10 protein-coding genes are annotated in these 11,796 nt (G+C 33.1%); 7 read left to right on the plus strand and 3 right to left on the minus strand.

Annotation, left to right across the window (positions count from 1 at the left end):
• The first annotated feature begins 25 nt into the window (after positions 1–25).
• The 4 genes from KPL75_RS25150 (at position 26) to KPL75_RS25165 (ending at position 4,965) form a co-directional block, all read left to right on the plus strand.
• On the plus strand, positions 26–286 hold the full coding sequence (locus KPL75_RS25150) for a hypothetical protein (protein WP_002085825.1): 261 nt from the start codon (positions 26–28) through the stop codon (positions 284–286).
• A gap of 107 nt (positions 287–393) precedes the next feature.
• A complete protein-coding gene (locus KPL75_RS25155) occupies positions 394–2,211 on the plus strand; it encodes an AAA family ATPase (protein WP_219918288.1) in 1,818 nt (605 codons plus the stop codon).
• Complete coding sequence (locus KPL75_RS25160) at positions 2,201–4,051, plus strand: hypothetical protein (RefSeq protein ID WP_219918289.1); 1,851 nt, start codon at positions 2,201–2,203, stop codon at positions 4,049–4,051. Before KPL75_RS25155 ends, KPL75_RS25160 begins: the two co-directional genes overlap by 11 nt.
• Positions 4,052–4,368: 317 nt before the next feature.
• On the plus strand, positions 4,369–4,965 hold the full coding sequence (locus tag KPL75_RS25165) for a hypothetical protein (RefSeq protein WP_002085820.1): 597 nt from the start codon (positions 4,369–4,371) through the stop codon (positions 4,963–4,965).
• A 101-nt stretch (positions 4,966–5,066) separates the two neighbouring features.
• Here the strand turns inward: KPL75_RS25165 and racA are convergent, their stop codons facing one another.
• Positions 5,067–5,600 carry a chromosome-anchoring protein RacA gene (gene racA / locus KPL75_RS25170; RefSeq protein WP_219918290.1) on the minus strand — a complete coding sequence of 178 codons (534 nt, stop codon included), beginning with the start codon at positions 5,598–5,600 and terminating at the stop codon, positions 5,067–5,069.
• A gap of 363 nt (positions 5,601–5,963) precedes the next feature.
• Between racA and KPL75_RS25175 the strand changes: the two genes are divergently transcribed.
• Both KPL75_RS25175 and KPL75_RS25180 read left to right on the plus strand, forming a co-directional pair.
• Positions 5,964–7,319 carry a hemolysin family protein gene (locus tag KPL75_RS25175; protein ID WP_219918291.1) on the plus strand — a complete coding sequence of 452 codons (1,356 nt, stop codon included), beginning with the start codon at positions 5,964–5,966 and terminating at the stop codon, positions 7,317–7,319.
• Between the two features lie 144 nt (positions 7,320–7,463).
• Complete coding sequence (locus tag KPL75_RS25180; RefSeq protein WP_219918292.1) at positions 7,464–8,888, plus strand: aldehyde dehydrogenase family protein; 1,425 nt, start codon at positions 7,464–7,466, stop codon at positions 8,886–8,888.
• Positions 8,889–8,923: 35 nt separating this feature from the next.
• On the opposite strand, the gene KPL75_RS25185 is transcribed toward KPL75_RS25180, so the two are convergent.
• The gene (locus KPL75_RS25185; protein ID WP_000247564.1) at positions 8,924–9,316 is read right to left on the minus strand and encodes a YueI family protein; all 393 of its coding nucleotides are present in this window, start codon (positions 9,314–9,316) and stop codon (positions 8,924–8,926) included.
• 239 nt (positions 9,317–9,555) lie between these two features.
• On the opposite strand from KPL75_RS25185, the gene KPL75_RS25190 reads away from it, so the two are divergent.
• Positions 9,556–10,689 carry a BA2291 family sporulation histidine kinase gene (locus KPL75_RS25190; protein ID WP_375141012.1) on the plus strand — a complete coding sequence of 378 codons (1,134 nt, stop codon included), beginning with the start codon at positions 9,556–9,558 and terminating at the stop codon, positions 10,687–10,689.
• Positions 10,690–10,723: 34 nt separating this feature from the next.
• Here the strand turns inward: KPL75_RS25190 and KPL75_RS25195 are convergent, their stop codons facing one another.
• A complete protein-coding gene (locus KPL75_RS25195) occupies positions 10,724–11,473 on the minus strand; it encodes a DUF4397 domain-containing protein (RefSeq protein WP_219918293.1) in 750 nt (249 codons plus the stop codon).
• Positions 11,474–11,796: the final 323 nt, after the last annotated feature.

Below are 11,796 nucleotides of genomic sequence, written 5' to 3' on the forward strand. Positions count from 1 at the left end.
CATAAGATATTCAGGAGGGATGAAAATGGAAGAAAAAGAACAGTTGTCTAGAATTATGGATTTAGCTAGTGATTTAAGGAAAGTATTAGTACAAGAATCTTTTTTTAATCATCATCCTGAACTTCGAGGCGTGATTGAAAATTTAGCGAGTTCTGTAGAGAATTTGGCGAGTCTGCAGCAAAATAAAGATGAAAATGCCGAAGATCGATTACGGTACGTACTTGCTAAAATGAAAATCGCTCATAATGCCATTTTACAAGAAAAAAAAGCATTTCCTTCTCATTAATATACGTTTTAATTTTGAACCTGACGGGTGACGTCAGGTTTTTTATTTCTAGTTTTAGATTGTAGTTCATACAATAAGAATAGTATGAAAAAAAGAAGGTGACTACGTTGAAATTACATAAAGCTCTTCATCCAAGTTTTATAAAGCGAATGTATTATATGAGGTTTATTGGGAGGTTTGCAAAAGCTGAGGGAGAGAAGAATGGGGAAAATTTCTTTGTACAATGTCTTTCTCCAATACCTTTAACTTTACAAGAGTTATTTCCGACTGGAAAATATTTGTTTGAAGGATTATGCAGTAATAAAAAGAATGAAAAAATCTTTACTGATTTAAAGAAGCGTAAATTAGAAAAGCAACTGGTTATGTTTCGTCTTTATTATGATCGTGGAAATTTATTTCTGGAATTAATATGCACAGAAGAGCCTCAGGAAATAGCATCTTCATATAAATTGATTCCTTCACCAAAGGTCTCAAATTATAATAAGAGAGCGTCTTTGGAACGGAAGTTAAGCAACGGTTACTTATCATTTCTTATGCCTAAATTACCAAAAGACTTTGAGCCTCCAGAATTATTGTGGCATGAAGGAAGGCTGTATGGAAATTTATCGTTAAAATCATCAATAAGTTCAATTTCATATTTTGAGCAAAGAAAAGAATGCAAATATATTGAAATAAACGATTGGATGAAACATGTAGAAATAGCAGTAGATGATCATTTATATTTTGTAAGTGAAAATGTGTATGACCAATTAAATAAACGAATTGTTGAAGAAGGTAAGTTAGTTGAAGTAGAAGATATTAAAATGCAAAAGGAGGACTGGGAATGGGATGAGCGTGAATCCTCTTTTTTACAGTATGTACAAAGTATGGTTCGTAATAAAGGGCTATATTTGGATGATACAGATATATATAATTTTCACATTAGTGTTAAAACCAATATGTTAACAATTGTTAGTGGTATACCAGGTGTTGGGAAATCACGCTTTGTGCAAGCTTATGCAGAAGCACTTGGATTACGTTATGGTGAAGAATTAATTTGGATTCCGATTTCACCATCGTATCAAGAACCACATGATATTCTCGGTTACCTTCATCCGAATGGTAATTTTATTGAAAGTGAAACGAAGTTAGTTCGGACATTGTTAAAGGCTAAAGAAAACCCAAATCAATTGTATATAATTGTGTTCGATGAAATGAACATGTCACATATTGAGCATTGGTTTACTCCGTTTCTATCTGTTCTTCAACTTGAAAAGAAAAATCGTATTTTGAGTTTGTATGAGAAAGTACAAGAAATAGAAAATCCAATTCCACCTTCAGTGGAAATTTGTGAGAATATTATTTTCGTAGGCACTGTAAATTTTGATGAAACGACGAAAGAGCTTTCCGATCGATTATTAGATCGAACAAATTTGATTACATTACAAAAAATCCCGTTTTGCGAGATGAATATAGAACATGAAAAAGCTGTTCAGCAGCCCCCGCTGAAAGTAACAACGGGAGAATTTCGACTCAATTGGTTTAGGAATAAAGAGATGATCGAAGTGTTTACTGAAGAGGAATTAGAGTTATTGGATAAGTTACATGATGTATTATCATCACACGATATATCAAAAGGAATTTCTTTCCGATGTGCAAGCGCAATCGCTACGTATTTGCAAAATATACCGTTCCAAAATAATCAGTCCTATATGATTAGCAGGGAAGAAGGTTTTGATTTGCAAATAAAGCAGCGTGTATTAACGAAATTAAGGGGGACAGAAATGACAGTGGGCTCTCTACTTTCTGAAGAAGTAAAAAGGGGAGCGACATTGATACCACTTTTACAGTCTCCGCTTGCAAATCGTGTATCTACATTTGAACATTCTTTAGCTTATATAAGACAAAAGCGTAGAGAACTGGAGCTGTATGGCTATGCAAAATGAGGAGCGTTATGAAACAGCAATCGTCGATACGAAAGAAACGCTCCCGTTTGTATTGAAGCTAATTATTGGTACTGAGGGGAAAGGCGATTTTATCCTTTTAAACCGGCTTTGTACGTCTACTACAGCATTAGTTCAATGTATTTATAAAGTACAGGAATTAAAACCACTGAAATTGCATATCCATTATCAAAATCCAATGGATATTACATTCATATGGAATAAAGTATATGAGGGACAAAAGAATATAAAAGAGTCACAATATGAATTAAATGAAAAAAAACAAAGAGTATTAGTGTATGAACATGGAAAAACTGAATTTTTTTATCCGTGGCGCTGTGGTTTATATCATTTTGAAGTGCGTATAGAAGATAAAACTTATTATGGTGCGTTTCAAGTTGTTCCTAAAAACTTTTTTGATGACCAATTTGAAATGATTCAAGATTATGTGAAGTCAATTTTAAACGAGTTAATTTTAGATAGAGGTTATTACAAGAAAACTTTCTCAGCACTTAGCGATATTGAAGATTCTTCTTATTTGGTATTGTTAAGAAAGTTGCCACAAAAAATGAAAAGAATAAAACAAATTTTTAAGAAAGTAGAATCGAGTGCGGAATTTGTACACGAATATGAATGGGAAAGGAAAGAGCGGAAGACAACGAGAAAAACTGCCATTATGACAGAAAGAAAGCTTTATGCGAAATATTACAACCGTAAATTTAAGGAGCAAAAAAATAGTACTGAAAATGCATTTCTTAAATTTAAAACGATGCAATTCTATTATTATTTACTTGAAGCAGAAAGTTTTTTGCGGAAAACTATTGAAATACTAGAAGGAGCAAAGAAGAACAAATCAGAAGAATTTCAAGCTGTTAAAACAATTATGCAAACAATTGGCCGAAATGGATCGGTAACGGATAGAGAAAAACAAAAATATAAAAATCTACATTTACTGAAAGAAGCAGATTTACGTAAAAGTTCTGTGAAAATACAAGAATATAAAATATTAGCTCATATCGTATATGAAAGCGTGCAATACTTTCGAAATTTATTGTATTCTCCATTTTGGCGGGAAGTTTCTGAAACAGCTACCATTAATTCGAACACTTTATCTATACCACATCAACAATTAATCCACCAATTAGAATTGTTACCACAACCTACTGAGCAATCCCCATCCTTATTATTCGTATATAAACCAACATTTTTAGTATATGAGTATTACGCTTTTTTTATCGTTACTTCTATATTAGAACAAATCGGATTTGAATATAAAGCTCCTATCCGTGAGCAAATACAAGAACATTTTTATTTAGATGGTTTACAAGATGGAACGACAGTGGTTTTACATCGAGATGAAATAAAAGTGCACGTCGCATTTAATGATTTAATTGAAACACACCCTCTAATTGCACTAAGCAAAGGAAGTAATTTTTATAACGGAGAGGACACAAAGAAGCCGGATATTCGTTTAGATTGTTATGTAAAGGAAGAAGAGAAGTATGTATATAAATCTTCTATTATTATCGAAGTGAAATACAGCCCTATGTACAATATTTTTCAGCCTGTCGGTAATACGAAAGCAACTGAGCAAATGTATAAATACTGGTCTATTAAGTATGTAGAAGAACAGAATGGTAAACGAATTTTTAAGCGAAGAGCGATTTATGAAGTGGTTTGTGTATATCCAGGTAGCCATATGCATAGTAAAAAAATTGAAGCTGGTTGTGGAGTGTTTTTACAACTATATCCATATAAAACGAAACAAGGAGAAGAGAAGTTGGCCGGGAAGCATGGGATGATTCAAATTTTTGAGAAATGGTTAAAAAGTAATAAAATGTAAAAGAAATCCTTTTTAATGAAGGATTTCTTTAGGTTAAGAAGAATTATATGCCATAAGGAAAGAAGCATAACATGGGGCGAACTTGAAATGATAAACATCTTTCATTAGAGAAATTAGTTTTCTTTGTATGTATGATTTGTATAAGAAAGTAAGAAATGGTACATGCGGAGGAAAAGAGTGTGAAATAGGAATTTAATTCAATTTGCAGAATATAATAAGACATAAATATTTTTAGTTGCATACGAAGATTTGTTCTTATATGATAGTAAGTGAAAGCGTTATCAAAAACAGAGCGGCGATGGGAAAGGCGGGTAAATATGTTCCAGCGTGTTCAAACAAAGGAAGAGCATTTTTGGTTCGAGCAACTGTGGGGAGATTTTTGTGAAGAAAGAAACTTAATGTTTGTAGAACGTAATTTAAATCCATCACGATTTTTATTAATAGAAGATGAACATCATATTGGTACAGTAGAATGTATTAAGTTTACAGTACCTGAACAATCAAATTCTGAGTTTTTCTATCCGTTTTCTAAAAATGATTTAGTGAAAGATTTGAAAAATGTGTATGAGATAGGAAAGTTAAGTATTGCGAAAACGTCTCGGGGGAGAGGACATTTCAAAAGGCTGGCAGCTATTTTATTTATGCATGCGTTAGAGACGAAAGCGGAATGGTATATTGCAGCAGTTACAAAAAGAATGTATATGTATTTACTTACACTCGGTTTTCCAATTGAACCGATAGATAGCCCATTCCAGTTTCATGATACTTTACAAGGTGTACCAGTACGAATTCATGCAAGAAAAGGGGCTACACATTTGTATTCTTTGAAAGAATTCCGTGATATTATTCAAGGGAATGCTCATGCACAGGCACTTATTGCAGAATACAGTAAAAATATTATGTTAACAAAATAAAAATATATGAATATATATAGTATGAAGATGGGGCTCATATTACGGTCATCTTTCTTCATACGAAAAAGTAGACCCTTATTTTGTAATAAGGGTCTAAAAAATTATAGTCCAAATATACTGAAAATCATTTTGCGGCGCTTCGGTTTCTTTTCTCTTTCATATGTTGGTTTTGAATCAGGAGTAATGTATATTGGTTCTTCTTTTTTTAGGGAAGCTTCTAGTTTTTGGATTCGCTCTAACATTTCCTCCATTTCGCGGCGATGTTGTAAAAGTTGGTATGTAACGACGTCATTTGCTTTATCTTGCATTTGTTCTTCCATTCGATCTAGTCTTCTCGTAATTGTAGTTAATTGAGCTGTTAATTGCTTAAAATCATTCGATGATGTGTTTTGAACAATTGTGTTTACTTGAGTTTTTAATTTTTCTACATCATTTGAAGATGTAGTTTGAGAGTTTTGAGGCTGGTCCATTTGAGAACGATGGTATTCTAACATTAGATCTAAATCACCTTGTGTGAAAATAAAATGACCATATTTATTTTTTTTTATCGTAAGATTTAATTGTTGTGCAATCCGGACAACAGCCTTTGGGCTAACACCTAATTTCTTTGCGATAAATGGTGTTTTATATTCCAAAATAATCCCTCCTATATATATCCTGTTGAATGATTTCTAGTTATGTAGCAAGTTCCCTTCAGGTGTGACAAAAGAAGTGTGGAATCGGCAAAGAAAGTGTTTTTTCACGAAGTTTAACTGTTTAGCACATACGATTTATATGAATTGTTTTCAGTTATCGGAAAATTGGGGTTATTATAGTTTGACGATAATAAACTAATTAGATTATCATAATTATAAATATCTTTTTTATGTATGCATATAATATATAAAAAGGTGGTTACTAATGTAGAATTTTATTAGAGTATAAGACTGCTTACTTCACTTGAATAAATTTAAGTAGGAGGTGGCTTCCTTGCTTACACTGTAAGTAAGGAAAAGTATTTGGACCTATATAGTATAAGTATAGTGATTGTTTTAATTGCCTTAACGGCATTTTTCGTGGCAGCAGAATTTGCAATTGTTAAAGTGAGAAGTTCACGAATTGACTATTTAATTGCAGAAGGAAATAATCGTGCACTACCTGTCAAAACAGTCATTACAAACTTAGACGAATATTTATCAGCTTGTCAATTAGGAATAACTGTTACAGCTCTTGGGATTGGGTGGTCTGGTAAACCTGCGCTAAAGCACATGTTTGATGTGTTGTTTGCAAATTGGAACGTCCCTACTCAACTCGCAGATATTTTCGCTATAATTTTAGTGTTTTTGTTTATCACATTTTTCCATGTGGTAGTAGGTGAGTTAGCTCCAAAAACATTTGCGATTCAAAAAGCAGAACAAGTGAGTTTCTTAGTTGCTAAGCCACTCATTTTGTTTTATCGTATTGCATTCCCATTCATTTGGATTTTAAATGGATCAGCTCGGTTAATTACAAAGTTTTTTGGGTTGAAACCACCAAAAGGGCATGATGAAGTGCATTCAGAAGAAGAACTGCGCTTATTAGTTTCAGAAAGTTATAAAAATGGTGAGATTAATCAATCTGAATATAAGTATGTGAATAAAATATTTGAATTTGATGATCGTATTGCGAAAGAAATAATGGTACCACGAACAGAGATGAATATTTTAAATAAAGAAATGCCTGCTGAAGAGGCTTTACAAAAAATGTCTCATGAAAAATATACGAGGTATCCAGTTGTTGATGGTGATAAGGACCATGTAATAGGCTTTGTGAATTTTAAAGATATATTTACAGATTTTGTGAAGCATCGAGTTGTTAGTGAAAAGACAGTGGAGCAATATATTAGGCCAATTATTTTAGTTATTGAATCTATCCCAATTCATGATCTATTTTTAAAAATGCAAAGAGAAAGGACACATATCGCTATATTAATTGATGAATATGGTGGTACATCAGGTCTTGTAACCGTTGAAGATATTTTAGAAGAAATTGTAGGAGATATTCAAGATGAGTTCGATACTGATGAACAACCAGAAATCCAACAAGTTAGTGAGACGAAAACGATTCTAGAGGGAAAAGTACTTGTTAGTGAAGTGAACGCATTATTAGGTTTGACTATTGATGACGATGACGTCGATACGATTGGCGGTTGGATCCTAACAAAAAATATTGAGATTTCCGAAGGCGATACCATTGAAATTGAAAATTATAAGTTTTGTGTGAAAGAATTAGATGGACACTATATTAAGAGGTTAGAAGTAACGAAACCTTCAGAATCGGTTGTTATTGTAGGAGATGAAAAAAAGATTTCGCTCCAGGAACAAATTAGTTCGTAAACTCTGCTTTGTAGCAGAGTTTTTTTTGAGCAAAGTGTTTTTTAGTGTATTAGGGCTATGATACAATTACATAAGTCTGACCTTTCACCAGGTGAAATAAATACAATGTATTATCGTATACATATATTTGGAAGGAGAATCACTATGAAAAAGCATTTATATATAAATGGGGTATGGAAATCAGTAGGGACGTATAAACCATTGTATGCACCATATTCTGAAGAAACATTAGCGGAGATTGCGCAAGGTACAGAAGATGACGTTAAGGAAGCAATAGTTTCGGCTAAAAATGCAATGAAAGAAATGAAAAAATTATCAGCATACGATCGTGCAACTATTTTAGAAAAGGTTGCACAAAAAATGGATGAGAGAAGAGAAGAGTTTGCAGAGATTATCGCAAAAGAAGCTGCAAAACCAATTCGTGCTGCACGGGGAGAGGTAGATCGTACTGTTCAAACATATAAGTTTGCAGCTGAAGAAGCGAAGCGTATATATGGTGAGACGTTACCATTAGATGCTGCACCAGGTGCAGACGGCCGTATAGCGTATACAATTCGACAACCAATCGGGGTTATTGGTGCTATTACACCGTTTAATTTTCCACTTAATTTAGTAGCACATAAAGTAGGCCCAGCAATTGCGGCTGGAAATACTATTGTGCTAAAGCCTGCCGACCAAACGCCACTTTCGTCGTATGCATTGGTAGAATTATTTGAAGAAGCTGGTTTACCAAAGGGAGCTTTCAATATAATTTCTGGACCTGGACCTGTTGTAGGTGAGGCATTAGTAAAAGATGAGAACGTTGCTAGTATTACTTTTACAGGAAGTCCGAAAGTAGGTATTGGAATTAAGGAAAAAGCTGGGTTGAAACGAGTGACGTTAGAATTAGGATCGAACGCTGCAGTAATTATTGAAGAAGATGTTGAATTGACAGACGAAATAATTGAACGTGTAAAATGGGGCGCGTTTGTGAATAATGGACAAGTTTGTATTTCAGTACAACGTGTTTTTGTGCATGAACGCAAAATGGATGAGTTTATTACAAGATTAACGAAAGCAATGGAAAACGTTGTAGTGGGAGACCCGCTTCATGAAGAAACAGATGTATCAGCACTTATTTCAAAAAACGATGTAGAACGTATAAATTCATGGGTGGAAGAGGCAGTTAAGGAAGGAGCTAATGTTGTATACGGTGGTAACAAACGTGATGCAAGGATTTTTGAACCAACTGTATTAACAAATGTTCCAGAGTATGTATCTGTTCAGTGCCAAGAAGTATTCGGTCCACTTATGACTGTAAATACATTTAAAGAATTTGATGAGGCTTTAGAACAAGTAAATAATTCACGTTATGGATTACAAGCAGGTGTATTTACAAACAATCTATGTAAAGCAATGCGTGCAATTGATGAATTAGAAGTCGGTGGTGTCATGATTAATGATATTCCAACGTTCAGAGTAGATCATATGCCTTATGGTGGTGTGAAAGAGAGTGGCACAGGCCGTGAAGGGATTAAATATGCAATAGAAGAAATGACAGAAATAAAATTAATATGTATTAAAAAATAAAAGGTACACTTGTTTAATTAAGTGTACCTTTTATTTTACTTCATTTCTTGTTTGAAAATAGCATCTTCTACATAAATTTGTTCTTTATCTACAGCTGTGCTATGAGATAATACTAAACCGATTGGTGTTTCAGTATCTTTATTTTGAACAATTGTAAAAGGAATATTTTTTTCGTTCGCTAATTTAATGTATTTTGATAAATGTGGGTAAGCAATGCCACCATTTAGGAGGATTTGTAATGATTGAGAAGAGCGTATGCTACTCGCTACTTCAGAATATACATTACTTTGCATTACTTGACCGATAGTTAAAGCGATTTCTACGCGTTCACGTAATGTAGTTAAGTACATATTACGTTCTTCTGGTTTGTTTTGCTTTTGGCCATATATGCCTTCTTGGAGATAGTCTTCCACATTTTTATTTACCATATTTTTCACACCTTTCACTTCTTATTGTACGCAAGAATTAAAAAGGATGCAAAAAAAGTGGTTTTGAACAGAAAAATAATTAAAAAAATGGGAAGGGAAAAGGGATATATGAATACAACTTATTTAAATAAGAAAGGAAAAATAAATTTTATCAACATAAATTAACAAAATGTGACAACAATCTATTAACGAAATGTATTTTTTGTGTTAATATTCAAAATATAAAGGGTATTCGTCGTATGGAAATGGAGGGAATGGAGGTTTTTCCAATCGATAAGGATATTAAAGAAGTATTTTGTTCGCACTTGAAAAACAACAGGCACCAATTCGTAGAGAACTGGAAAAACAAAATGATAATTTCCGAAAAAGATCCATTTAAACAAGAGGTAGTTCAAAATGGAGCAAATTTATTAGAGTTAATTATCGAACTTATTATGGAAGATAAAGACATTAATTATCTTCAGCCATTATGTGAGAAAATTGCCATTGAGCGTGCAGGGGCAGATGCGAATATTGGAGATTTTGTCTACAATGCAAATGTGGGAAGAAATGAACTTTTTGAAGCAATGTGCGAATTGGATGTAAGCGCTCGTGAACTGAAACCGATCATGGCCAAAATACATACTTGTTTTGACAAATTAATTTATTATACCGTTTTAAAATACTCAGAAATTATATCGAGAAATTTAGAAGAAAAACAGCAATATATAAATGAAACACATAAAGAAAGGCTTACGATTTTAGGGCAAATGTCGGCTAGTTTTGTGCATGAATTTCGTAATCCGCTAACTTCGATTATGGGATTTGTAAAGTTATTGAAGACAGACCATCCTAATCTATCGTATTTAGATATTATTTCACATGAATTAGATCAATTAAATTTTAGGATTTCTCAATTTTTACTTGTATCGAAAAAAGAAATGTGGAATGAATCTGAACGTTTTTGGCTAAATGACTTATTTCAAGATATTATACAATTCTTATATCCAAGTTTAGTTAATGCAAATGTTTTGATTGAAAAGAATTTGCCATATCCTATTCCACTCGTTGGTTACCGGAGTGAAGTGAAGCAAGTAGTTTTAAATATTTTAATGAATTCGATTGATGCTCTTGAATCGGTGAAAGAAGAGCGGAAAATTATCATTGATGTATTTGAAGAGGATCAGGCTGTTCGCATTGTTATAAAAAATAATGGGCCTATGATTCCAGCAGACAATGTAGAGACCATTTTTGAGCCATTTGTAACTACTAAAAAGCTAGGGACTGGTATTGGACTATTTGTATGTAAACAAATTGTAGAAAAACATAACGGATCCATATTGTGTCGTTCGAATAACGATTGGACAGAATTTCAAATTACGTTTCAAAATTAAAACAGTCTACACCATACGAATGGTGTAGACTGTTTTAATTTGTCAGTATAACGGTCTCTAATTTTGGATCCTCAGTTGAATAACCTACTATTGAAATTGTGTAAATTGTATTTGGTTCAACGTTGAATTTTGGAATGGTTAATAGTACTTTTTTTGTATCAGCAAGTGAAATTTCAATATCTGCTGTACCAGGGCTAACTTGTAAAAAATCTGTTATTTGTTTAAAGAGCACATTTTCAAATAAATGATCCCCATCTTTTAAATTTACATTTACAACTGGAGTGTCTGGTGAAAAATGTGCAAACCGTATTTTTGCTTGACCAGATGGTAAATGAGTATTATCAAGTATAGGTTGTAATTGGAGATGATTATCGCTATTGACTGCTGCAAGGGTATAAGTGTGATTCCCCATTATTGGTACTAATGCTGAGAATATTGGAGTTTCGTTTCCGACAGGGACAATATCAATACGGTATTTACCTTGCACTAATGATAAATAAGGACTGAATTGTTTAAAAGAAATATTTTTAATAACCTTTTGTCCGTTTATTATAATATCAACTGCTGGTGTATGGGGAGCTGTGTGGAAGATTCTCATATGTGACGGTAAAGTCGCTTCTTGTGAATCTCTCTTTTCATATGCTTGTACAAGTTTTGTAATTGCATCATGGTATTTCATATAGAGTTCTACATATCTTTTAGGATTGCTATATTGATAGTAACGAGCGAGCTGTTCGTAACGTGCAGCTTCTTGTTCGTATTTTTCAATTTCGGATTGAGTCATGAACATTCCTCCTTTATCATCATTACAAATATATGCGAAGCTAGAAAGAGGTTATGCAAAAAACTTGCCTTTCTAGAAGGAAAAGTTAAAATGGGGATTTTTTTATTTATAGGCAAACACACATACAAATCGATAATTGTCCTACATAAATTATAAAGGAAAGGTAGTTTGACTTTGATGGAAGGAGTGGAACCATTGGGATGTGGATATCCCAATAGTTAGTGGGAATGAAGTTATGGAGGATTTGGCGCTATAGGCTGTGGGACGAATTATGGATTTGCATTATGAGTATTTCTATTAATTTTAGTGATGCGTTGGATATG

The sequence above is a fragment of the Bacillus sp. NP247 genome, from assembly GCF_018966865.1.
Classification (GTDB): Bacteria; Bacillota; Bacilli; order Bacillales; family Bacillaceae_G; genus Bacillus_A.

Bases quoted from the DNA above. Each gene is read 5' to 3' on its own strand.
- KPL75_RS25150 (WP_002085825.1), top strand. From the start codon at position 26: ATGGAAGAAAAAGAACAGTTGTCTAGAATTATGGATTTAGCTAGTGAT.
- KPL75_RS25195 (WP_219918293.1), bottom strand. From the start codon at position 11,473: ATGACTCAATCCGAAATTGAAAAATACGAACAAGAAGCTGCACGTTAC.
- KPL75_RS25190 (WP_375141012.1), top strand. From the start codon at position 9,556: ATGGAAATGGAGGGAATGGAGGTTTTTCCAATCGATAAGGATATTAAA.
- KPL75_RS25185 (WP_000247564.1), bottom strand. From the start codon at position 9,316: ATGGTAAATAAAAATGTGGAAGACTATCTCCAAGAAGGCATATATGGC.
- KPL75_RS25165 (WP_002085820.1), top strand. From the start codon at position 4,369: ATGTTCCAGCGTGTTCAAACAAAGGAAGAGCATTTTTGGTTCGAGCAA.
- KPL75_RS25160 (WP_219918289.1), top strand. From the start codon at position 2,201: ATGCAAAATGAGGAGCGTTATGAAACAGCAATCGTCGATACGAAAGAA.
- KPL75_RS25180 (WP_219918292.1), top strand. From the start codon at position 7,464: ATGAAAAAGCATTTATATATAAATGGGGTATGGAAATCAGTAGGGACG.